This is a genomic window from Acinetobacter sp. GG2 (assembly GCF_000292385.1).
Taxonomy (GTDB): Bacteria; Pseudomonadota; Gammaproteobacteria; order Pseudomonadales; family Moraxellaceae; genus Acinetobacter; species Acinetobacter seifertii.
On record NZ_ALOW01000036.1, the window covers coordinates 1 to 26,506 of the forward strand.

Annotated in this window: 14 protein-coding genes; 3 read left to right on the forward strand and 11 right to left on the reverse strand. The window is 36.0% G+C overall.

Translation table 11 applies throughout. From position 1 onward, the window contains the following. The 3 genes from B554_RS0111385 to B554_RS0111395 form a co-directional block, all read right to left on the reverse strand. Positions 1–7,659, reverse strand: a 7,659-nt coding sequence (locus tag B554_RS0111385) for a putative Ig domain-containing protein (protein ID WP_025465192.1), incomplete at its 3' end; no start/stop codon positions are given. Between the two features lie 195 nt (positions 7,660–7,854). Beyond that, entirely contained in the window at positions 7,855–8,841 is a 987-nt protein-coding gene (locus B554_RS0111390; protein WP_019458137.1) for a hypothetical protein, read from the reverse strand. Further along, positions 8,838–9,611: a hypothetical protein gene (locus B554_RS0111395; RefSeq protein WP_019458138.1), complete on the reverse strand. Its 774-nt coding sequence runs from the start codon at positions 9,609–9,611 to the stop codon at positions 8,838–8,840. The genes B554_RS0111390 and B554_RS0111395 overlap by 4 nt, the downstream gene beginning before the upstream one ends. Positions 9,612–9,826: 215 nt before the next feature. On the opposite strand from B554_RS0111395, the gene B554_RS0111400 reads away from it, so the two are divergent. Further along, complete coding sequence (locus tag B554_RS0111400) at positions 9,827–10,453, forward strand: glutathione S-transferase family protein (RefSeq protein WP_019458139.1); 627 nt, start codon at positions 9,827–9,829, stop codon at positions 10,451–10,453. Between the two features lie 14 nt (positions 10,454–10,467). Here B554_RS0111400 and B554_RS0111405 read toward each other — a convergent pair whose 3' ends face one another. The 5 genes from B554_RS0111405 to B554_RS0111425 form a co-directional block, all read right to left on the reverse strand. Then, a complete protein-coding gene (locus B554_RS0111405; RefSeq protein WP_019458140.1) occupies positions 10,468–11,247 on the reverse strand; it encodes a Rossmann-like and DUF2520 domain-containing protein in 780 nt (259 codons plus the stop codon). Positions 11,248–11,349: 102 nt separating this feature from the next. Then, positions 11,350–12,768 (reverse strand): OmpA family protein, encoded by a 1,419-nt coding sequence (locus B554_RS0111410; RefSeq protein WP_019458141.1) that lies wholly within the window; start codon positions 12,766–12,768, stop codon positions 11,350–11,352. A gap of 213 nt (positions 12,769–12,981) precedes the next feature. Continuing rightward, positions 12,982–14,217 carry a dihydroorotase gene (locus tag B554_RS0111415; RefSeq protein ID WP_019458142.1) on the reverse strand — a complete coding sequence of 412 codons (1,236 nt, stop codon included), beginning with the start codon at positions 14,215–14,217 and terminating at the stop codon, positions 12,982–12,984. A 12-nt stretch (positions 14,218–14,229) separates the two neighbouring features. After that, the gene (locus B554_RS0111420; protein WP_004702756.1) at positions 14,230–15,246 is read right to left on the reverse strand and encodes an aspartate carbamoyltransferase catalytic subunit; all 1,017 of its coding nucleotides are present in this window, start codon (positions 15,244–15,246) and stop codon (positions 14,230–14,232) included. 123 nt (positions 15,247–15,369) lie between these two features. Further along, the gene (locus B554_RS0111425; RefSeq protein WP_019458143.1) at positions 15,370–15,714 is read right to left on the reverse strand and encodes a hypothetical protein; all 345 of its coding nucleotides are present in this window, start codon (positions 15,712–15,714) and stop codon (positions 15,370–15,372) included. Between the two features lie 228 nt (positions 15,715–15,942). Between B554_RS0111425 and rlmKL the strand changes: the two genes are divergently transcribed. Then, positions 15,943–18,147, forward strand: coding sequence for a bifunctional 23S rRNA (guanine(2069)-N(7))-methyltransferase RlmK/23S rRNA (guanine(2445)-N(2))-methyltransferase RlmL (gene rlmKL / locus B554_RS0111430; protein WP_019458144.1), 2,205 nt, complete (start codon positions 15,943–15,945; stop codon positions 18,145–18,147). A gap of 24 nt (positions 18,148–18,171) precedes the next feature. Here rlmKL and B554_RS0111435 read toward each other — a convergent pair whose 3' ends face one another. After that, entirely contained in the window at positions 18,172–18,588 is a 417-nt protein-coding gene (locus B554_RS0111435; protein WP_004702759.1) for a hypothetical protein, read from the reverse strand. A 265-nt stretch (positions 18,589–18,853) separates the two neighbouring features. Here B554_RS0111435 and B554_RS0111440 point away from each other — a divergent pair, with 265 nt between their 5' ends. Then, positions 18,854–19,342 carry a CinA family protein gene (locus tag B554_RS0111440; RefSeq protein ID WP_019458145.1) on the forward strand — a complete coding sequence of 163 codons (489 nt, stop codon included), beginning with the start codon at positions 18,854–18,856 and terminating at the stop codon, positions 19,340–19,342. 56 nt (positions 19,343–19,398) lie between these two features. Here B554_RS0111440 and clpB read toward each other — a convergent pair whose 3' ends face one another. Both clpB and B554_RS0111450 read right to left on the reverse strand, forming a co-directional pair. Beyond that, positions 19,399–21,978, reverse strand: a complete 2,580-nt coding sequence (clpB, locus tag B554_RS0111445) for an ATP-dependent chaperone ClpB (protein WP_019458146.1) — start codon at positions 21,976–21,978, stop codon at positions 19,399–19,401. Positions 21,979–22,300: 322 nt separating this feature from the next. Further along, positions 22,301–26,209 (reverse strand): Dyp-type peroxidase, encoded by a 3,909-nt coding sequence (locus tag B554_RS0111450; protein ID WP_019458147.1) that lies wholly within the window; start codon positions 26,207–26,209, stop codon positions 22,301–22,303. Positions 26,210–26,506 lie beyond the last annotated feature (297 nt).

Below are 26,506 nucleotides of genomic sequence, written 5' to 3' on the forward strand. Positions count from 1 at the left end.
AATTGCACTATTACCAACAATCACATTATTGAGTGCATTACCTGTACCATTAATTGCTGTAGTGCCTGTTAAGGTTAAATTTTCCACATTATTTACTAATGTGTAAGTAACACTACTTTGGACAGTATCAGTTCCTTCATTCACACTTTCACTAATAACATCAGCAGTACTATCCACAATATAAGTGTCATCACCTTTTCCACCGTACATTGTGTCGTTACCAGTACCACCATTTAAAGTGTCATTACCTGCTTGCCCATAAAGAATATCATTACCTGCTTGACCTGTTAGTGTGTCATTTCCTGAAGCCCCATATAACGTATCAGCATTGCTTGTTCCATTTATTGTTTGATTTTGAACAACAAATGTTAGCTTAAACACATCAGAAACTGATTGGTTAGCAATATCTTTGACTGTAATTTTAATATTTAGCGGCATTGTGTTATCAGGTGAAGTGCCACTCAACACTCTCGTAGTTGGGTTGAAACTAAGCCAAGATGGTAATGGAGAGCCATCTTCTAAGGTAGCCGAATACGTTAATGTATCACCATCAGGGTCTTTGAATGTTGTTACAGGAACGGTATAGCTAAATGCTTTAGCATCCGTCACGCTTTGATCTGCAATTGCATTTAACAATGTTGGAGCTTGGTTCGGTAGACTAACTTTTAAATTAAATGAGGTGGCGGTACTATAACCATACATATCTGTTCCCCAATAAAAGAACGATAAGTTGCCAGTCACATTAGTAGGAGGAGTACCAGATAAAGTTTGTGTTGCAGTATCAAAACTTAACCATGATGGAATAGATTGGTATTGTCCACTACTATCTTTAGTCGTTAAAGTAATTTTATAACTCAAAGAATCCCAGCTATCCTGATCAACAATAATATTATTAGCAAATTTATAGCTAAATTCAGTTCCCTGATTACTTGTAATTAATGGTATAGCTGCATTAACAGTTGGTGCATGGTTTGTTAAGGCTCTATTAACTAATGTGTTAATATCATCAACACCCCAAATCACTCCAGAATCAAAATTAATCTGATCCATCTTATAGGTGGTATTTTCGGTATCTGCAATATAATAATTAGAAAGCCAAATATGATCATTTGTACCTTTAAAACTAAGATATACGCTATCGCCATATTTTTGAGCAGATACATCATTAGCTGAATAACCTTGAATTTTTAATATATTTACAGCATCAATATTATCTTCAAAGCTGTAGGTATCTGTACCACCACCTCGGCTAAAAATATAAGTATCATTTCCGGCTAAACCATCAATATAATTATCTTGCTCATTTCCAACAATGATATTATCAAGATCATTACCAAATCCTGTTTTAGCATTACCTTTTAAAATAAGATTTTCGATGTTATTTTCTAATATTTTATAACTATCTGTTAAAACTGGATTTCCATTTTCATCTTGACCAATAAAGCGTGCATCTTCCCAACGTTCTAGGGTATCTATTCCCCCATCAACATCTTCAACAACTTGGTCACCCTCTATAATGTAAGTATTACCATTCTCATCAGTTTCGATAGTTTCGGTTGTATCAACAACATAATAGTCATTACCCATACCCCCTTGCATATAGTCACTGCCTGCACGACCGTCAATATAGTTATTACCACTATTACCAATTAATTTATTATCAAATTCATCTCCATAGGCATTAATATTCTGGTTACCCAATAATGTAACAGCCTCAAAATTATTTAATGCAAGATCAAAATTTTTAGCAATATAAATTGTATCGTAACCACCATTTGGATCATTTTCTTCGTAAGTATCTTGTTCATCCACAACAAAGATATCATCACCTAACCCTCCTATCAGATGATCTGCTCCATCACCACCATCTAAATAAACACCTGATTTTCCAGCAAAAAGAATATCATCACCATTACCGCCATAAACATCACCACTTTCTATAGATATATAATCATTACCTTCGCCCCCATATACTTCACCTTTTCCACCTAGAATAATATCATTTCCAGCACCTGCTGTTATATAATTCTTCCCTTGACCTATAGTTATTTGGTCATCACCATCACCACTTTCAACTTTATTATTTCCACTACCAACATCTATTGTGTCTGCTCCACTTCCTGAATAAATGGTATCATTCCCACTTTTAGTTAAAATAATATTTTTGCCATTTCCTGCATAAATTAAATTATTTAAATTTCCAAAACCATCAATTACATTATCGCTATCATCATAAATAGATTTCACATCGCCAATAGATGAAATAAAATCTGTTAGTTTAAATTCAGTAGCTAGATAATGACTATAAGTGGCATTAGTATGATAAACATCCTCACCATCGATTCTAATATTCATATTTTTATATAAACTTAAATCACTAGCTGCGTTTATATTTTTCAACCCAAAAACAAACAAATCATCCTTCATGAGAGTAAATGTTTTAGAATGATAATCATAAGTTGCTTGAAGTAATGGCCTATTATTCAATGTGTATTTATATTCTGTATGTCCATTATTTTGAGATATTAATTCAGCAGAACTGCTATTTGGTGAGCGAATAAAAACATTACCTACTAATGTAAAATAGATTTGTGAATCAACATTTACAACCCCAAGATAGTCTTCATCCTCAATCCAAGTTTTTGTACCTAATTTTAAATTGTATGAATCATAACCCAACCCACCAAATAAATTAAATTCTGATTGAGAGTATGAATAATTTACTTGAAATAAATCATTACCACTTCCCCCATAAAGATAATTTAATAATTTTCCACCAGATAAATTATCATTACCATCACCACCATATATAATATTATTAAACTCAGCAGAACCACCCAAGTAATTGTCACCACTATCTCCTAGTTTTGTTATTCTTATTGACTCATTCAACTTATCTTTTGTTAGAGTCAAGTCCTCAAACTGAATTTCCTTGATATTCCCTTTCAATATAAAATTAGAAATTGTAACTAATGAACTTTCATTATAATGAATATTTAAATCATCTTTCACCACTTCAATTATTACATCTTTTGAAGTTATTCCATTAAACTTTAATATACTATCATCCCCATCATAGATAGTATTCTGTTGACTAAATATATCAAATAAATAAATATCCTCCCCATTTCCTCCTTCTAAAATATTATTACCTTTTCCTCCACTTAAAATATCATTATCATCTCCGCCGTATAATTTATCATCACCATCTCCACCGTAAAGCACGTCTCTACCAATATCTCCAAAAAGTTGATCATTGCCAGTGCCGCCCTCGATAATGTCATTTCCGTCGCCAGCTTCTAAATGGTCATCATCATCCCCACCTTCTAAATGATCTTCACCTGCACCACCGAAAAGCTGATTACTACCAATACCTCCTTTAATAATATCATTGCCATCACCACCTTCAATAATGTCATTTCCATCGCCACCTTCTAACTGATCATCACCTTCACCACCAAAAAGCTGATCATTACCTGTGCCACCACTAATAAAGTCATTGCCAGTATCCCCCTCTAACCTATCATTCCCTTCATCGCCAAAGAGCTGATCTGAACCACCAAGACCTTTGATAGTGTCATCGCCAATCCCACCATAAACAATATCCTCACTCTCAGAGCCTGTTGTTTGGTCATTACCACCCAACAAGTGATATTCATTGGCCTGATATTGTCCATATGAAATAACATTATTTCTAATCTGTTGAATATCAACAATGTCACTTAAATCAGAATTTTGATAAATTAAATTATCATCTTTAATATAACTATTAGTAAAAATTAAATATAATCCTTGAACACCATGCCAAGACCCATTCAAAACTTTATAACTTAGTCCTTCACGTTCTTTTAAATAGGTATCGATATGAATCACATAGTCATTCTGAATAGTATTATTTAAATTTGTATTTACATTATATTCATTGCGACTAAAATGAAGATATTGATTGTAACCGCCCGTAACGTTGTTTTCATATTCATCTGTGATAATTCCCCCATCAATTGTTGGTTGAGTTTTACTATCATCAAAAAAAGTTAATTTAAACTGGGGTAAAACAGCATCAGGATCTTGACTTGTTGTTGGACTAATAAGACTAACCGCATTCTTATAATGATAGATATTTATATTTGAAAGATTAAAATTTCCTTCTAAATAAAAGTGGTTTTCTCCAGAACTATCTAAAATTTTAACTTCCGAATCTCTTACTTGAATATGGTATGTATCATTTCCCTCACCTCCAGATAATTGATCATTCCCTTGATTACTTATAAAAGTGTCATCACCTTTTCCACCAAAAATGATATCATCTCCAGCTCCGCCATCTAAAATATCATTACCATCAAAACCAGATAAACTATCTTTTCCATTACCACCATAAAGTTGATCATTACCATCGAATGTATGATTATTAGTACCATCACCTACCAGATAATCATCTCCATCACCTCCATATAAAATATCCGAACCACCATCACCACGAATATTATCATTCCCAACATCACCATAAAGTGTATCATCACCATGATATTGAGCATCTAACTGACTATTATCTCCTTCTATATAATCACTACCAACTCCGCCATAAATAGTATCTGCCCCCCCATTTCCCCATAAAAGATCATCTCCTAAACCTCCATAGATTTGATCGTTTCCATGATATTGATGATCTAAAGCTGAATTATCTCCTGAGATTCTATCATTACCGTCATCTCCATAGATTTGATCATTACCACCATCCCCATTGATCTCATCATTATCATTACCTCCATAAATCTTATCGTCACCATGATACTGTCCATCTAAACTAGACTCATCTCCTGCAATTACATCATCTCCATCTCCTCCATAAATATAATCTTCATCACCTTGCCCCCAAATCTTATCCTTTCCATCGCCTCCATAAATTTTATCACCACCATGATATTGCCCATCTAAACCAGAATCATCTCCTGCAATTTCATCATCTCCATCTCCTCCATAAATAGTATCTGAACTTCCATCTCCCCAAATCGCATCTTCACCATCTCCACCATATAGAATGTCTTCATTATGGTATCTACCATCTAATGAAATATTATCTCCTGAAATTTTATCATTCCCTTTCCCACCTTCGATTATATCTTTCCCGCCATCACCCCATAGTTTATCATCCCCATTCCCTCCAAATAACTTGTCATCTCCATGATATTGCCCATCTAAGGTTAGATGATCTCCCGAAATTTCATCATCACCTTCATCACCAAAAATTTCATCATTACCTAGATTTCCCCAGATCTTATCGTTTCCCACACCCCCATAAACCAAGTCATTACCAAAACGGTTATAATTAGTAGATTCAATTGGTGGAGCAGATATATCTCTCAAATTCTCTAAATCAGCTTGAATGTTGTCATCACCTTCACCGCCATAGATGATATCTCGTTCAAGTCCACCAACAAGACTATCATTTCCATTGCCACCAGTAAGATCATCACTCCCATCCCCGCCATATACGATATCGTTATTCTCTCCTCCATATAGATAATCACCACCATCCATTCCATAAATAGCATCATCTCCTTCCCCACCATATAAAAAATCTTTATCAGATGACCCCAAGATAATGTCATTTCCTTGACCACCATAAGCAATATCACTTCCTGCATATCCATGGCCATAATTTAAAGCTTCTACAAGATTATAAAAATAGTACTTACCCTTTTGTCCTGTATAATAAATATCAAAAATAGGAAGAATTTGTTCTGTAATTTGCGATAAGTCATTTTTTATATAATATGAAAATCTATTAGTCTCATCTAAATCCATTTCAAAATTAAAGTTTAAGACATTATATTCTTTAGTAAAATCCGTACTACCTACATCTGCACTTCCAATTTGATTCAATAATGATTCTTTTAAAGCATCTAGTCTATTTGAAGACATAATAATATCATTACCACTTCCGCCATAAACTTTATCTAGCCCCTCACCAGAAAATATAATATTATTATCTTGGTTTGAATTAGTCACTCCTGCATAAATAGTATCGTTTCCTTTACCTGTAGAAATTAAATCATTACCATCACCGGCAATAATGACAGCATTTTCATTAGTAGAATGAATAAAGTCATTTCCTCCAAAGCTAGCTATATAACGTTCATCAAAAATAATATTATTACCTTCTGTACCAAAGGAATAAATTGAAGTTTCAGATGGAGGAGTAGTGTTATCCTCTATATCCCCGAAGGAGAGCCCTAATGCCCCATTATTAAAATGTCTTACTGTAATTTTATTAATTTCATTTTCGTCACTAATTACAACTTTTTGTGTAGTAACTACACCATCAAAGTCTTCAACTAAAACGATTGAGAATTTCCCATCAGCACTTTTCCATATTTTATTATTAACTTTTTCACCTACACTAAGAGCTATATCATCTATTTTTATCTGACCATTCCCATCTAGATCATAAATAGAATCTTTTCCAAAATTTCCATTAAAAATATAGGTATCATTACCTTTTTCATCGACTAAATTATCATCACCCTCTCCACCATCTAAAATATCATTCCCCACTCCACCATTCAGGTAGTCATTGTCTTCAGCACCATTTAACGAATCATCATCGCTCCCACCATATAAGGCATCAGAATATTTTGTTCCAGTAAGCGAATCATCCCCATCACCAGAAACAATAGAAATACCTTTTTGAGTTAATAAACTCTTCGCCAAATTTATAAGGTTAATTAATTTTTCATTTAAATTTAATGAAGAGGGTAAATTGGCTATACTCAATAGAATTGATTTTTGTAAAACTAAATTCGTTAACTCTCCATCACCCAAATTATCTTGTTTACTTGAGCCGTAAATGATTGCACGTCCAGAATTATCTACATAACTAATAATATCATTTTTAATTAAAGTTTCTAATGCTTCTAAAAGCTTTCCAGCATCTGGAATAGGTATATTATTAGGTAAAGATGATGAATAATCTTTAGCTTCCGTAATTAAACCTTGCAAATAATTTTCTTGTTTTATTAGAGATGGTAAATCACTTTTATCAAGATCAATTTTCTGCAATTTGTTTTTATCATCAAATATTATATTTACAGTCTTTCCTATATGATAGGGATCAATCGCACCTTTTGTAAGTAAGTTCGTTAATTGAGCGACACCGTTACCAGATGTATAATCAAAGTTATCATCTATAGGAATTATCGAAATATTTTTAATTTGAAAAGATCCATCTTTTCCAACAATAAACTGTGCATCTGGATTAATAGTAAAGGACATTGAACCGAACACGTAAGATCTATCAACATAATCATTACTATTTGTATCAAGACCATAATTTAAAACACTAAGCTGAGTTTTTCCATTATTAGGATAATCTTTATAACCAAGCGCATCAAAAAGTTCACTTGTATAATAAACTTTTCCAACTATTAGTTTATCAGCATACTCACCAGCTAAAAATTTTCTTACTGCTGTAACATTGCCCAAACCTACATAACGTCCAGCTCCAGTGGCCATAAATTCTATTGAATTTATATGGACTTTAGTTGCCAAGTTATCACGATCAGAAGAAATAATTTTATCATCAAGTAAATTTTCTGGTTTTTCCCGCTGCCCATATAAATAATAACTGATCATTTCAAACATATTAATAATTGAACTCACACACACCCCTTAACTAAAAATAATCATATTTTAAAAACATTGCTTAAAAAATTAAAAAAATTCAAAAGATCACTTCAACACCCCTAGTATAAAAAATATTTGAATTAAAAAATTAACCTAAAAGTAAAACAAATCATCTATATATTTTATAAAATCAATATTATCAATATACTATTTAAAAAAATAAATTTTAAATTAATATAGTTTATTTCTTTTTCTTAATGAGATATCTTCACCACTTTGAGTTTCACTAGAGTTAAATACTTGCTCTTCTTCTGAAATAGTGCCACATGCAGTTACCAATATTCTCCTCACAAATGGATATATATCTTTTCTTAGAGAAGCCACACTCATACGTACCCCATATCTTTGGATTTGTTCTGGCTCATTGAGTGCTAAATTTTCATATAACTTCATAATATAAACAGCATCAATATCTTCACCATTAATTTGTTTTAAATTCAACTTAGGTTCTTTTGTGCTATATAATTTTTCACCTCCCTTCATTCTTTTCCAATTTCCTACTATTTTTAAATCTATTGCTTTAATTTCTTTTGAAATTTCTTTATTATCACAACAAAGCTTGTTAAATGAATATGCTTCTATACTATAATTACCATTACTTATTTTTTTTAAACTTGAAAGTGGAAAAATTGTTCCACCAGAAGTTATTACAGAATAGTTCATTGGCAAGTTTTTTACATAATCAATATTCATCCGATTATCTTTCGTCCACAAACTTTTTAAATTATTCTTATTTTCACTTAAATCTTTGCATCTACTTTTATCTTTCTTACAATTTTTATTATTGTAATAATCCTGCATTGTTGCTACTGCTACAACATCCATATTCTCTTCAAATTTTTTATCTATTTTTGAAGTACTTATCACTTCAATAATTTTTTCCCTATTATTAAAATTAAATTTAGAAATATACATTGCATTATCATACACATTAAATCCTTCACGACCCTCTCTAATCCAATGTTCCATTTGTATAGCCAAAAAATCTGCTTTTAAATTTATTAACTTTTCTTCATCCGTAAGATATTTATTCTCACTTGTACAAAATCCTTTTTCTTCATTTTTATTAATTATATATTTTTGATATTTATTATTTGAAAATTTAAATATCAAAAAAAACACAAAAACAGCTAAAAAAAATATTTTATATTTCTTCACTTGCAACCTCTTTTATTTTCAAGTAGTCTAATTGGCCTTATTTTCTCTACTTCATTAAACAAACTAAATGTCTGATTCATATAATTTACAACACCAGATATTTGTTCAATATAATGCATAAGCTCAGGAGTTTTTTCTGCTTGAATTAACTTAACCGTTCTTGATGGATCAAAACCATCAAACTGGCAGTAAAATAAAGGGTCACCACGTTTTAATATTAAATCCTTTGATGTATCGTGCCATTCAAACGCCCACATTAATGGTCTAGGCCAAATATGAATTGGGAAACGTCCACCAAAAATAGTTCCAGGTAAAGGTTTTTTACGATAATGTGCAAATGCATCGAGTTGAGTTAAATACACGACTTCATCGGCTATAAAACAGTAAGGCAATTTAAGCTGAAGAATTGGCACTTGGGGTGTCCGCCATTCATTTTCATTTACCAACGTTAGCAACTCGCGTAATTTATTGGCTCGAACAGGTGACTGGTCGCCTAATACATTAACTAAAGTCGGTTTTCCGTTTGCATCTCGGGCGAATCTTAAATGAAAATCAAAAGGACAATTCACCACGAAGTAGCGACTTTCAAGTTGTAATACTGCAGGACAACGACTCGCTGACTTAGCATGCTTGGTTTCAGATTTTGAACGCATTCGATAAGGTGGTTCATAAAGTAATGCAGACTTATCATCTACCAGAAACCAACCTACCTGTATTACGCCTTCCCCTATGATCTTGTCTTGATCATCAATTGTAAAATTAAGATACATTCAGAATTTATATTTTCATTTTCAATACATTATTTTAACACCAACTATACAAAACTGTCTGTATTTTTCCCCAAAACAGAATAATAAATATCAAAAAAATTATGCTCTTATAGCTAGTATTTGTTCTGCTATCTTTTTTATTATTAAATCTTAAAAAATTAAAGAATCTGTATTACATTCAATTTACTTAAACTCACGAAAAGTCAGAAAACAATATGTTAAAAATTTTAGGACGCGATAACTCAATTAACGTTCGCAAAGTCTTATGGCTATGTGAAGAATTAAATCTTGAATATGAAAGAGAAGACTGGGGTCGAGGCTTTCGCTCTGCACAATCACCAGAATATTTGCAATTAAACCCAAATGGTCAAATTCCTGTTGTTTTAGATGGCGATTTAGTACTGTGGCAGTCTAACAGTATTATCCGTTATCTCGCCAATGCTTACGATAAAGACCATAAGCTTTACCCTACTCAAGCGAAAGAAAGATTCTTTGTTGACCAGTGGCTTGATTGGCAAGCGATCGAGCTAAATAATAGTTGGACTTATACGATTATGTCTTTGCTTAGACATTCACCAAATCATCAAGATCCAGATTTATTAAAAAAAGGTATTGATAATTGGAATCACCATATGCAGATTCTTGACCAACAGCTTGCAAAAACTCAAGCCTATGTTGCAGGAACTGAGTTTACCTTAGCCGATATTCCAATTGGTCTATCTGTACAGCGCTGGAAAGCCATTCCTTTTGACCATCCAACACTTAAACATGTCGACCAATATTTTGAACTATTAAATCAGCGTGCTGGCTTCTTAAAATGGGGCAATAACGGCGAACCTTAATTTTAAAATCAGTTTTAGTCCGAGTGATGGCGCTTCACGATGCCATCACTTAAAAGTTGATAGACCTGTTTTAAGTCATCCCTATTTGCTTGAGTTAATAGACTCTCATGCATTGCCAAGATATTTTGATCTCCCCTTACCGCAGGCCCAGTTTGCATTTGTTTCGGATCGTTTTCAGTGGCTTTTTTTGCTGTTTCCACCATTAATGGGTAGAGCAAGCTAAAGTCGACTTGTTCTGCATCCACAATCTGTTCAGCCATATCAAAACAGTAATTAGTAAAATTACAAGCAAATACAGCTGCCAAATGTAAAGTTAAACGCTGCTTTGAGGTGTATTGATATACTCGATTACTTAGGCTATTTGCTAAATCAGAAAGCATGGCTAAATCGGCTTTATTGGTCGCCTCTACAAATAATGGCGTGGCTTGCCAATCAACGTCTCTTTCCAGACTGAATGTTTGTAAAGGATAAAACACCCCTGCTTTTTCATGAATATTACTGATAACTTCAATATTGGTACTCCCCGATGTATGAACCATAAGCGTTTCTGGGAATATCTCATGTACCTGCATTACAAGTTCAGCAATAGCGCTGTCTGAAACTGCCAAAATAATTAAATCAGTTGCTTGAAACTCTTGAAGAGACTGACATGCTTTTGCTTGAATTTTTTCTGCAAACTTCAGGGTTTTCTCAAAATCACGCGCATAGACTTGGGCAATGTGATGCCCCTTAGCCAAAAGTGCCTTTGCCAAATGAAAAGAAACACGCCCACTTCCTAACAAACTGATTTTCATGTCAACTCAACAATATTGATCTCTATAAAAAAGCTTCTCAAAATGAGAAGCTTTTTTCAAATCAGAATCCAGTAAAATCAAGATTTCTTATGAATCTATTGATTATTGGGCTACTGAAAACTCGATACGACGGTTTTTAAAGCGACCTTCTTCAGTCTTGTTGTCAGCAACAGGGTTTTCTGAACCATGACCTTGAGCAACAAGCTTAGAAGCATCTACTCCTTTAGAAACTAAGTAATCTACTACAGCTTGAGCACGGCGTTGAGAAAGTGCTTTATTGGCAGTAGCATTACCTGTTGAGTCAGTATGACCACCTACGTTTAATTTCACGCTAGTCACTTTATTTAACAGTGTTGCAGCTTGATCAAGAATGGCTTTGTTGTCTGCTGGAATTTCACTTGAACCACTCGCGAAGTTAATGATTTGCAAGTTAAGAGCTTTAACTAAAGCATTTACGTCTACATTGTTCGGATCAATTGAACCTAACGCTGTTTGCGAAGCCGTTAAACTATTACTCACAGATTGCTCAGCCGTTGCAGGTGCTGTACCAACAACCTCAGTATGTGGCACCAACGCTTTTACCTTGGCAGTTAAAGCCTCTAAAGCTGCGGCATCACCTGCTTTCAATGTAATTTTGTCACCTACCCATTCTAAAGATGCATTTGGAACACCTTTTAATGCACCAAGTACACCTGCTAATGCATCTTTATCGGTAAATGTAGCGGCATAAGTTTGACTCGTATCGACGTTACAGTCTTTAGAGGCTGAAAGAACTTTTTTAACTTGAGTTTGTAAGGTCGCCAAGAAGCCCTGATCACCAATACCTGCCTGACATTGACTCACAGCGCCTTTGTCGTCTGTACTTAAAGTTAAAGTAGCAGGTGCAGCTGCTGCGGTTGCCACACCACTTGCAGGTGAAGTCTCAGGTACAGGTGTAGCTTCTTTATGTTGGCAAGAGCGCCACAACCAAGCGATTAATAAACCAAGAATAATCAGTGCAATAATCGGTAAAATTCCGCGAGATTTCCCTGTTGTTTCGGTTGCCGCGGCAAGCGGTGGTGCAGTTGATGTCGTTACTGATGATAAACCTGCACCCAGACCTAATGGTGCCAATAGTCCAACTGCCCATCCTGGTAAATATGAACGAATCGTTTCTGCATGTTGACGTAAATAGTTCACAATACTTTGTTGATCACTTCCGGCAACTTCAGAAATTGTATTGAGACTAGGTTTGATCGCACTATTGAGTGTACTTTCAATTTCGGCAGATGGCGCAGTACCGCTTAAATGAGTCAGTACAGTATTTTTAATTTGATCATTATGAGAAAAAAGATCGGATAATGAGGGGGCTAAACTATTTTTTAATTGTCCAATAAGATCAGGTTTAGCAGCTAATAATGAAAGTAAAATTGGATAAAACTTAGAAAGCGCGTTAGTTTTTTCGCCTAGGAATCCATCCTGATTATCTAATATTGTTGAAGATACTTTTTCTTTAAGCAGTTCTATAGGGTTTATCGACATTGTTTATTCTCCCGAATCTTATACGTCGTAACCAGCAATTTTTTGGTTATTCAAATACTTCTGTTTGCTGATAGTTTTTTATTCTAATGCGCTTGAAATCTTTTGTTGTTTTTTAAATAATTTATATACAATTTTCCATCTAGTATTTACAAAACAGGCAGATCACAAAGATCTGCCTGTTTATATTTTGAATAAGTTTTTAGCCGTCGGAAACTACACAGCAAAAGTTTGTAGTACTTTACCAGTAAGGCTTTGACCCAATAATGGCGTATTTTTCCCTTGAGACAAGATAGTGTCTTTAGTTAACGTCCAGCTTAATTCAGGATCGACCAACACCCACCCTGCTTCGGCTTGCCAACGCTTAGTCATGTTTGCTACCTGTGCAGGAGCACTTGTCACTTTGGTAACCCATTCAAGCGGCTCAAATAAGCCTTCATTAATAAGTTGAATGCCTAGGGCTACATAAGTATCGAATGCTGTAATACCCGGTTGAGTTTCAGCAAATGGTGCCATTTTCGCTGAACTGCTTAATGGTTCGTGATGCGTACAAATTGCATCAATGACACCTTGTTTTAAACCTTGGCGTAAAAGCTCTTTATCTTGCTCAGAACGTAATGGTGGACGAACATGGGCTAGCGAGTTGAAGCCATCAGTTAATTGCTCAGTTAAATGTAACTGATGCATTGCTACATCGGCAGTGACAGGCAAACCTTTTGCTTTTGCTGCACGAATTAACTCAACCGACGCACCGCAAGACAACAAACCAAAGTGAGCTTTAACACCTGTCGCTTCAATCATAAGCAAATATTTTGCAATCGCTACAGTTTCAGCAATTGCAGGAATCATCGGCAAACCTTGACGCGATGCGATAAAACCTTCATGAGCACATCCGTCTTTAGCAAGTTGCGATTCTTCAGCATAGAACACGACTGTTAAACCAAGACCAGCCGCATACTCAAGCGTGCGAACAACAACATCGTCATTTTCAAAAGCAGCATTCGCATTTGAAACAGCAGTACAACCACCCTTTTTAAGGCCAGCCATATTTGCTGGTTGTTTACCATTTAAGCCTTGAGTCTGCGCACCGATAATATGCATATGGATACCACCATCAAGCCAAGCTTTTTCAACTAAGCCATGAATGAGGGCACCATTGTCCTGAACAATTGGCTTTGAGTCTGGAGGGGTAATGACATGCAAAATACCATTAGCACGTGCAGCCTTCCCTTCAGACTTGAGTGTACCGTGTTGTTGTTGACCCGGTTCACGCAAACGTGCACACAAATCAACCATAGTCGGCATTAACCATTTGCCTTGCCCATCAATGGTTTGTTCAACTTGGTCAACTGGTGCAACCAACTTACCGTCTTGAATATATACAGTTTGTACGCTGTCTGTTTTTTGGATTGGGTCTAACACACGTACATTTTCAATTTTTACAATACTCATGTGATCCATTCCTTACAACGCAATTGCTTCAATTAAACCTTGTTCTTGAAGTTGCCCTTGCATAGACAACGCCAATACAGCCATACGAACTGCAATACCGTTAGTGACCTGTTTTAAAATCACAGACTGGTCACCATCGGCAATACTCGAATCAATTTCTACACCGCGGTTCATTGGGCCAGGGTGCATCACAATACAGTCTGGTTTAGCTAAACTTAGGCGTTCTTTGTTTAAGCCATACATTCTGTAAAATTCAGATTGCGAAGATAATGCTGGTGAATCAATACGTTCATTTTGAATACGTAGCGCAATAATCACATCACAACCAGTAACACCTTCATCCATGTTATTGAACAAACGAACATGATCACCGTATTCTGAAAAACCAACTGGCAATAATGTATTCGGTGCAATCACACGAATGTCTTTACATCCAAGAGTTTGAAGTGCAGCCACATCTGAACGTGCTACGCGAGAGTGCTTAATGTCGCCAATAATCGCAACACTCAACTCTTCAAATGGTTTTTTGGTTTCACGGCGAATGGTCAGCATATCAAGCATCGCTTGCGTTGGATGAGCATGACGTCCATCTCCAGCATTAATAATTGCGACTTTTGGGCATACATCTTTAGCAATGAAATGTGCAGCACCCGAAGATGAATGGCGGACTACAAAAATATCGGCCGCCATTGCCTCAAGGTTCCAAAGCGTATCTCGTAAAGTTTCACCTTTAGATGTACTTGAACGAGCAATATCAATATTCAGCACATTGGCAGACAAACGCTTTGCTGCTGCTTCAAAAGTAGTACGAGTACGGGTGGAGTTTTCAAAGAAAAGATTCATCACCGTCCGTCCTTCTAAAAGCGGGCGGTTGATTAAATTATTATTATCGTCTAAAAAGCTTTGCGCGGTATCTAAAATCTTAGTGAGGTTTTCTTTTGAAAGGCCCTCAATCGTTAAAAAATGTTTTAAATTTCCGTCTTGATTGAGCTGAACCTGGCTCGGCTGATGCAACGCTGCAATATGCATAATGGATTCCTATGGGTCGAATCGCGAAAACGTGCATAGTGTAGCTGAATTCCAGCTTTTTCGCAGAAGAACTTTACAGAATAAGACCCTAAATTGACCAGAAAATTTAGGGTCGCGCAAAGATTACCTTAAAGCACCAATATAATGATGTGGAACTTGTGCCCGATAAATATCTTCAGCCGTGATTTCTGTTTCTTCGCTCAACTGAACGGTGTTAGCGATTTGTTTTTGAGGAAGCTCGGGTATTGAGTCAGTCAATGAGTTTAATCGCTCAACAAAACGTTTTAATTCATCGTCATCTGTTTCCAAGGCAAGTGCTATTACATACTTTGCATAATCTTTATTTTGGACCACATACAATGCATCTATGACTCGCCCCGTGACTCTACGCATACGTACATATATTTGTGTAGAGATTGAAAAAGCTTCCGCATTGGTTACAAAACCATTCCCCATCATATCTTTCATTTATATTCCCCTATGCTTTCAAATCATAAAATTGGTTAAAAACCATTTAATAAATAAGCGTTACTCATAGAGGTTTAGCAAAATACATACCAGTTTATATATTTTAAGCTTTAAAAATCAGTTTATTGGTTGCCAAGTGATAGGTTGCAATAATTTAAAGACCTTTACACATCAAAATAAGTTAAACTTTGCATCGTTAATATTTATATGTTTTGGTCAATTGAGTTTATGAATACCTCTTTACGTTTAAACCACTATTGGATTACTTGTGCTGATGGTTTAGAAAGCCTCTTACAAGAAGAAATAGAACAGCTTGGCACCAAAGTGACAGAACGTAAAGCCGGACGTTTAATCATTGAAGGAACGCTTGAGCATGCTTATCGTATTTGCATGTGGTCACGTCTCGCTTCTCGTGTTTTACTTCCAATTCATACTTATGAACTTGAACACACACATGATGCACGTGACGTAGCAGAAGAGCTTTACGAAGGTGCAATGAGCTTTGACTGGTCACTTATTTTTGCACCACAAAGTACCTTCGCTATTCGTCTACATGCAGAGCGTGAAATTAAAGTTAACACCCAATTTGCAACGCTTCGAGCAAAAGATGGTGTCGTCGATTCCTTTATGGAAGCTGTAGGTCGTCGCCCAAGTATTGATACTAAACAACCAGAAATTACCTTATATGTGCTTGCTGGTAAGACCGAACATACTTACTGTCTAGATTTATCTGGTGACTCATTGCATAAACGCGGCTACCGTCGTTACATGACAGATGCACCGATTAAAGAGAACCTAGCTGCCGCAATTTTACAAAAAGCTAAGCTTAAAGAACGTAATCCAGAACTTGTACTCGACCCAATGTGTGGTTCAGGTACATTTATCATTGAAGCATTAATGATTTTAACTGACCGCGCACCTGGTCTTGTTCGTCGTTTTGGCTTTAATGGCTGGCATGGTCATGACCGTGAACTTTGGCTTTCGCTCAAAGCTGAAGCAGCAGAACGTCATGAGAAAGCGCTTGAGTTACCTCTACCTAAATTTTATGCCTACGATGCTGACTGGGAAGCGGTAAAAGCAACACGCGAAAATATTATTGCGGCGGGCTTTGAAAAACTATTAAGCGAAATTCAAATTGAAGAACGTACTTTAGCTGACTGGCCAGATTTTGCCGCTGAAAAGAAAACAGCTTTTATTGTAACTAACCCGCCATATGGTGAACGTTTAGGTGATAAAGCATCAAACCGTTCTCTTTATTTAGGTCTATCTGCACTTTTACAAAAACATTTCCCAAATCAATATGCCGCTATTATTGCAGCTCAAATTGAACAAGCGGATGTATTAGCTTTTGAAGCGCCTGAAACTTTACGTTTAATGAATGGTAAATTACCAATTTACATTCGCTTCGGTGCAATCAAACCAGAAAAAGTAACACAGCCATTTTTAGCAACTTGGCAAGCTCAACCCGTGGAAATAGAAGAAGCTCAAGACTTTGCTAACCGTTTGCAAAAAAATATGACTGCCTTAAAAAAATGGGCTACTAAAGAAAATATTTATTGCTTACGCTTATACGATGCCGACTTACCTGACTTTAACGTCGCTGTAGATTTATATGGCGATCGCTTACATGTTCAGGAATATGCTCCACCAAAAACGATCGATCCTGAAAAAGCAAAAAAACGTTTTAATTTAGCGCTTGCTGTAATTCGTGCTGTAACTGGTTTGAACCGCGATGCTATTTTTATTAAAACGCGTGCTCGTCAAACAGGAACTAATCAATATACGAAACAAAGTACAGCTTCAAAACGTTTTATCGTTCAAGAAGGTAAAGCCAAAATTTTAGTGAACCTAACCGACTACCTCGATACAGGTTTATTCCTTGACCATCGTCAAATGCGTTTACGTATTGCTCAAGAGGCTCGTGGTAAACATTTCTTGAACTTATATAGTTATACCTCTACAGCAAGCTTACATGCTGCTTTAGGCGGTGCTGCTAGTACCACAAGTGTCGACTTATCGAATACTTACTTAGGCTGGTCAAAAGAAAACTTCGTTTTAAATGGTTTAACTGTAGATCATGCAGACGAACAACACATGTTCTTTGCAAGCGACTGTTTTGAATGGTTAAAAGAAGGTCACGAACAATATGATCTTATCTTTATTGACCCACCGACCTTCTCTAACTCTAAAAAGTTCTACGGTACTTTCGACGTACAACGCGACCACGTTTCTCTTATTAAACGTGCAATGAACCGTTTAACAAGTGAAGGTACACTTTACTTCTCGAATAACTATCGTGGTTTCGAGATGGATGAAGAGATTGAAGCACTATACGACGTTGAAGAAATTACGTCTGAAACGATCGGACTTGATTTTAAACGAAATCAAAAAATCCACCGTGCTTGGAAAATTCAGCATCTAGGTCTGAACTAATATAAATTTGGCGAGAAGTTATTATTACTTTACGGTAATGATAACTTCGCCACGTACATTTTTTGGCTCAAATTCATAACGTGTAAAACGATCTGCCCGATCTGGTAATGCAACCATCTCTAGTTCTTTCTTTTCTTTAATATCTATTACCTGATTTTGTTTTTGTTCCTGATAAGGTGATAACACACTCGACCTTAATGAATTCCAGCGAACTTCTTGTAAATAGTTATCTCCTAATTCTTTTCGAGCTCGATGCTGTTCTTTTTCAGGCTTCTTGGCATCATCTTGGGCTTTAGCAATAATAACGGGTAAAGATGCGGTTATCGCTCCTGTCTGAGTCGAAAGCGCACTTTCACTCATGGGTTGAGCAGCCCAAGTATTTGATAATAATACAGACATACCGCTTAAAATTATTAGCGCACACCCTTGCTTATTATTCATTACCAACTTCCTAAAATTGTTATTGTTTGTTATATCGAATAAAACTAGCAACTTTTTAACCTTGTCGCAATGTTATAAAGAAACTTCCCGATAATTAGCATTGATCATTTTAAAATCAAAATATATCACAAGTATTTCGTCACTATTCAATAGTTTTATAGATTGTTATCTCAGGCTTGAACGATACCTTTAAATCACTTACTGTAATTTTTAATTCATTTGTATTTGATTTTATTTATAAATACACACCATACGAGGTGAAATAATGCTCCAGCAATGCTGCCAATTATTAGAAGATCTTCAACTTAAAGTTGCATTTATTGAAAGTGCCAGTTCAGGCTACTTAACCAGTCAGTTTTCGATTCATAAAAATAGTGGCGCTGATATTTTACTGGGCGGTTTGGTTAGTTATGACCCCAGCATTAAAATTAGTATTTTAAAAGTCGATCCAAATTTAATTAATATGTACACAGCTGAATCGCCACAGGTTACAGAAGAAATGTGTAAGTTGGGCCAAATCTTATTTCAGCAAGCGGATATTATTGTAAGTTGTACGGGTTTACTCAAACATGGTGGAAGTGAAACCGCAGAAAAGCCTGTAGGTACTTTTTTTATCTGTATTTCTTACAAAAAGCGTATTTATCATTATCATTATTTTTTATCTGGTCATGCCGAACAAAAACTAAAAACTCTCACACAAAAAGTAGCAGACTCAATTATTACGCTTATATCATCTAATCAAAATAAAATTTAAATATAAAAAAAGAGAATATGTTTCCATATTCTCTTTTCGGTTTTAGCAGAAAGAGCTTAGCTCAGTTTCATCTTATCAAAAACTAAGTGACCATGCTCGCCTTTAACTAAAATAGTATCACCAGCGACAAAATCACCCGATAAGATTTTTTGAGCTAATGTGTTTTCAACCTGTTGTTGAATTGCACGTTTTAATGGACGCGCTCCATACACAGGATCAAAACCAGCATCGATCAATAAATCAAATGCACTGTCATCAACATTCAAGCTCATATCACGATCAACCAGACGTGAACGTAAACGATCTAACTGAATATCCGCAATACCACGAATCTGCGCTTTCTTGAGTGAGTGGAAAACCACAAGCTCATCAATCCGGTTAATAAATTCCGGACGGAAATGCTGACTCACTGCATTCATCACGACTGTACGTACTTCGTCATCAGTTGCACCATCACCTAGCTCACGTACATCTTGTGAACCTAAGTTTGATGTCATCACAATAACCGTGTTTTTAAAGTCCACTACTCGACCTTGTGAGTCGGTTAAGCGACCGTCATCCAATACTTGTAGCAAGATATTGAAAACATCTGGATGCGCTTTTTCAACCTCATCAAACAACACCACACTATATGGTTTACGGCGAACAGCTTCTGTTAAAACACCGCCTTCTTCGTAGCCAACATAACCTGGAGGCGCACCAACTAAACGGCTGACAGAATGTTTTTCCATGAATTCACTCATGTCGATACGAATCATGGCATCATCACTGTCAAACAAGAAGTTAGCTAAAGCTTTAGTCAACTCAGTTTTACCTACACCCGTTGGCCCCAAGAACAAGAATGATCCACTAGGACGATTCGGGTCAGATAAACCTGCACGTGAACGACGAACTGCATTCGATACAGCAACGACTGCTTCATCTTGTCCAACAACACGGTCATGTAAAAACTCTTCCATATGAAGAAGTTTTTCACGCTCGCCTTGCATCATTTTAGCAACCGGAATACCCGTTGCAGCACTAACCACTTCAGCAATTTCGTTTTCAGTCACTTTAGTACGAATGAGTTTTGGTTCTTCGTTTTCTTCAGCAACTTCGTCTTGCTCAAGTTGTTTTTGAAGCTCTGGAATTACACCATATTGCAAACGTGCCGCTTCAGCCAAATCACCTTCACGCTGAGCTTTTTCAAAAGCAATACGCGCTTTATCAAGTTCAACCTGAGCTTGTTTAGTACCCTCTACTAGAGTTTTCTCAGCCTTCCACACTTCTTCAAGATCGTTGTATTCTTTCTGAACTTCAGCGATCTGCTTTTCAAGATGAGTAACTTCGGCTTTACTGCCTGCATCTTCATCTTTTTTCACCGCTTCCAATTGCATTTTCAACTGGATTAAACGGCGATCAAGCTTATCAAGTGCTTCGGGTTTAGAGTCAATCTCCATTTTAATACGTGAAGCTGCTTCATCGATCAAATCAATTGCCTTGTCTGGTAATTGACGGTCTGTAATATAGCGATGAGACATTTTCGCCGCAGCAATAATCGCTGAGTCTAAAATTTGCACCCCATGGTGAGTAGCATATTTTTCTTTTAGACCACGTAAAATCGCAATGGTATCTTCTACACTTGGCTCATCAACCAATACTTTTTGGAAACGACGCTCTAAAGCTGCATCTTTTTCAATGTATTGGCGGTATTCATCTAAGGTTGTTGCACCTACACAGCGCAATTCACCACGAGCCAATGCAGGTTTCAACATGTTCCCTGCATCCATAGCACCGTCGCCTTTACCAGCGCCTACAAGCGTATGCAGCTCATCAATAAACAGGATGATTTCGCCTTCGTGTTTCGCCAAATCTTTTAAAACAGCTTTTAAGCGTTCTTCAAACTCACCACGATACTTCGCACCCGCAAGTAACGAACCTAGGTCGAGGGATAAAACACGTTTATTTTTTAAGCCCTCTGGCACTTCGCCATTCACAATACGCTGTGCTAAACCTTCAACAATAGCGGTTTTACCAACACCAGGCTCACCAATGAGTACAGGGTTGTTTTTTGTACGACGTGATAAGACTTGAATAGTACGGCGAATCTCATCATCACGCCCAATCACCGGATCAAGTTTTCCAGATAAAGCCCGCTCAGTTAAATCAATCGTATATTTATTAAGTGAGTCACGTTGGTCTTCGTGATTATTACTCATGACTTTGTCACTACCTCGAATATGTTCAATTACTTTGCGTAAGCTGTCAGGAGTTACACCTACGGCACTTAAAATATTTTTCGTTTCACCAGTTTCTGCCAAGCCCAATAAAACCCAGTCAGTTGACAAAAATTCATCACCCGCTTTTTGCGCATATCGATCTGCCAAGTTAAGCGCTTTAACTGCTTCTGGGTTTAAATTGACATCGCCTGTCGGATTCGCAATAGTCGGAGCATCTTTTATAGCTTGCTCAAGCTTTTGTTTAAGTTCAGGTAACCGTGCACCTGCTTGTTGCAACAAGCTAATATTTGAAGGCTCTTCTAATAAGGTACTCAAAATATGAATACCTGCTATAGCGGTATGGTCTTTACCCATCGCTAAAGATTGAGCATCTGAAAGGGCTTGCTGCAAGCGGTTTGTAAATTTTTCAAAACGCATTCTTGTTATTCCTCACAACAAATTTGTACTTGTCTAATAGATGGGAACACTTTTTCGGATTTCAAATAAATTTTTATATATTTTTCATAAAGTTATTAAAATAACAATAAGTAAAACTCCATTATAATATGGGTTTATGAATGATCTATTTCAAGTATATTTTGTATAATTTTTAAGAGAAAACAAAAACCTGATATTTCATCTGAATTTTTATCATAAATGGCAATTTTAAAGCCGTAATATCTTTATTAATTATCGTATTTAAATTTAAAAAGATTAAAGGCAGTCCCTCACTTGAGAGACGGCCTCATAATATAGCTAATCAATTATGCCATTGATGGAACGGACACTTAGCTTGCTCTGTTTTTTCTTTTGGAATATCTGGCGTAGAGATTGGACGACGCTGATGCTGTTCCTGAATGATAGGAAATACCGACGTAAAGAAGTTTGACCAACCACCAGTACGTACTCTTAACAAATTATATTGCTCAGGTGATGTTACCGCTTGAGTAAATGTTTCTGGGTTAGCGACCGTGATCGTTAAAATATTAGATGAACCACCTTGGCTGAATTGCTTCAATATCTTGATCAAATCTTTAACGCCAAAGTCTTCACGAATATTAAAGTCTGTAGGTGCACCATCAGCCATTAAATTTGTACCCGTACCATCAAAACCTTGCAAAGCCCGACTGAATTCAGCCATTTGATGATCAACAACTAAATCTGCTGGACTTGGTGATGGACTTAAATCTGATGCTACTGTTGTACCTAAACGACGACCATCAGCGCTCGCCCCATTCCATGCTCCCATCTCCACGTGATTTTCAAAAGTTCCCACACCGGGTTGAATCTGAATACCAAAAGGATACTCTTCTGAACCATACCGTTCAGCTAAACCTTTAAGACTTTGCGCAAATTGTGGCCATGGTTTTCTAAATGTTTCGACTGAAATTTCAGCAATCATTTGAACAATCTGATCGCCTAATTTATCGACTTCAGAATTTCCTCGTCCATAACGCGGTTGTGCTAAAGCAATCTCTCGTAAACGCTTATAGCGATCAGCTTGTGCAGCAATACGAGCATGCCCAGCTAAATTACTAATAAATGGCTCAGTCATTTTATAACCCCAGTCACAACACAAGCACTCTAAGAGTTCAGGTAATGTAGTTACCGCAGTTAATGGATCAAAAACCATTGCCTTAATCGCATATAGTGAATTAATGGTATTACTGAGCGAGATATAACACGGTCCATAAATATTATATTTAGCCCCACCACTATAAAAATCCTGACCTTTAGCCAAACAATCATCCATCAAAACATTTAGAATTGGAGATGGACAAATATCTGTATTGGCACCATAACCCAGAATTTGCCCATTAAATGCCTTGCGATTGAGCAATTCAAAATGTTGCTTATATAGATCTAATAGTTCTTCAAAACTATCTATCTGATCGGCAGGTTTCGTATTTAGTGAAACAGTTTGCCCAAACAGATAGCTTTGCCCAGCACTTGAAATTGTTCTACCCTGATTTAATGCACATTCCAAAGGCTGTAATGTCGAGAAGCCACCTAATGAAAACCAGTTTTCACCAGGGAACTGAGGTTCATAACAACCATCACAAGCATAATTTTGAGCTGAACGAATATCGACTTTAGAATTCCAATTTGGCAAATTAGAGAATGCATCTCCCCCTACGCCATCTCCACTTTGATGAAGACTAGGAATGAGTTTTTCATCATTTAATAAAATCGGGTGGGCACCGCCAGATAAAATTGCATGCGCAGCCACTTCTAAAATTTCTTCTGGAATATCTTTGCGAGTTCTTAAAGACAAACACGGTGCATTTAACGGTAAACGGCCTGACGCACGAATGAATAATTTTGTGACCTCATTATAAGCTGGTTTGGTTTTAGAAAAGTCTTCCTCACCATCAGCGACTGTACCACCAACTGTAATCTGTTGAATCCATTGTCCCAAAGATGCACCTTGAGGATAAGGTCCCGAACTGCCGCCCATCGCAAGATTACCGAAAGGTTGATGGTCTTCCATAAACATACGGTTCTGTTGTACTTTTTCGTCTAACTTGATATAGAGGGCATCGATAATTTCCTGTGCTTCTTCAAGCGGAATCGCATCTTTGTCAAGGAAAGGTTGCAACAGCTGATCCATACGTCCAAATGCTGTTGGCTCACCATTTAAATGCAAACAACTATGCAATGTGAAAATAAATTGAACTGCTTCAAGAAATGTGTCCGGTTTATCTTTCGATAACTTTTCCATTCGATGACCAATCGCAATTAAATTATCTCTTTCGAACTCTTGTCCTTTTTGCATTTGGTCTGCGACTTTAAATGCGAGCTTTGAGTAATTTAAGAAATATTCAGAAATACCAACTAGTGCTAATCTCGAACCTTCATAGAAGTCTTTTTTCTCTGGATTCTGCGCATTGCTTGCATGTTTCGCAATTTCTTGTTGTAGACCAGCTAAACCTAAATTTAGTGCCTTTTTATAATTTGGAATAACATGCCCAACACCCGATGCTTCACTTAAGTTACGCAAAAAGCCCTGAAGACGTTCTTCTTCAGACAAATACTTCATGACATAACGACCTTCACCCAAGGTCAGATTTGGCATAGCTCCTACAATAATTTCATCTGGCATAATGCGATAAGTATCTGATCCATAAATGACCTTACCTTCACATTCACGCCCAGTTGAATATGGAATCATTTCACCATTTTTTAATAAAATTTTCCGTCCGCGGAAACCATAGTTTTCTGATGAGAATAACTGCAAACTTAACCGGATAGCCCAACCTTTGCGCAGCATAATAGATAAACCCATAATATTTTCAGGCTTATCACTGATATCGAACTCATCAATATAATAATCTACCCCTCGTTCAATTTCTTCTTGTTTACGGTTGAAGTACCAGTTGTCTTGCCATAAAGAAAATGTATTTTCAAGTAAGCTTAAAATACGATTAGAAGGTGGTTTAAAAAATTCACTATGGGGATTTAACCCAGTTGCCATATTAAAAAGATAATTACTATGATTATAGTACATCAAACCATTATCTGAGCTGTTCGTATAATGGCGATCAAATCGATTCCAATCCATACCTGGGAAAAAATTCCAGTTATCTTTATCTAATCGACTAAAATCATTTAAATATTCTGGTGCATCATCTAATGCTAAATCTTTTAAACTTGGAATATAAAATATTCCTCCCAAATCTGAATGAAGGCTATTGAATAGACGGTCATTCATAAAGCCTTCTATTGCCCCAATCTGACTTGCCATAACTTCTTCTAAAATGGCAGCAGTTTTTGCAAATCCAGCAAAATAAATTCCTGCTTCATCGGCTTTAGTTACCGATTTTGGCACTCTAAAACTTGAATTTGATTCAGCACGGCCAAATGGTAAACCTAGACGCAGAATAGGCGTGGTATTTCCATTTTCATCTTGTACACGAGAAGCTTTAATGTGCGAACGGCTATCACGGTCTGGAATAATCGTGTCGTCAGTTTTACGTCCAATCAAATCTTCAATTTGATCTTCCGACATCATGTTGATTTGATCCCAATTAATTAAAAACCTTTGAGATAAAACATATGAGCCACCAAAATGATCAATATCTTCTGCACCAATTAAAGTATGTTTTGCCAGTGAAATAGGATCAGATGGATTATTTAAATTTTCAGAAAAACGACACCCTAAAACCTTCCCATTGCGACCTGTTTTAGATTGTGAAGCAGTAACTTGACTAAATATTTCTTTAATATCTGAAGCTAAAAAATCCTCAATATATGTCTGTAATACTGTACACGCATCGGCATCATCACTTTTTACATGCAACCAAATGTCCCCATCCGAATTTTTAAAACTCCCATTCGAATCAGAGAAAATTTCTGAGACATTTGGGTTCTTTTCTTCTGGATAATGTAATTGCATTCCCTTTGGTCGTGACAACTTGTCTTTTTCACAAATCAGATCCCAATTGTCAAAAGATACACCAATTGCCAAAGTTGTATTTTTACTAGAAAGTGCTGGATTCTTATTAACCTCTTGACGCACAGCTATCATTAATTGTCGTATTTTTTCCCGCGTAATTTCTTTATTTAGCCAAACTGTACTAAAAATGGCATGGGGTGAAGGATAAACCAACCCACGTTGCATATATTTCCATATTTCAGTAAAACGATCTTCATAAGATATATTTAACATTATATTAGTTCCTTTAAAATTTTTATATAATAATTAAAAGTATGATTATAAATTTAATTACAAAAGCATTATTCATAATAAAATTTCAAATAACAAGATATTTAAAATCAAACAAAAATAGTAAGAATTAATAAACATTCCCAATAAAAATTTAAGTTTAGAGAATTTAAAATATAAAGCAGAAAAAAGTCACAAAAAATAAAGCAAATCACATAAAAAAAGCCATCAATTATTAATATAAAATAATAAATAAAATTAAAATAAAATCATTAAAAAATTTAAAACAACTTTTAAGTA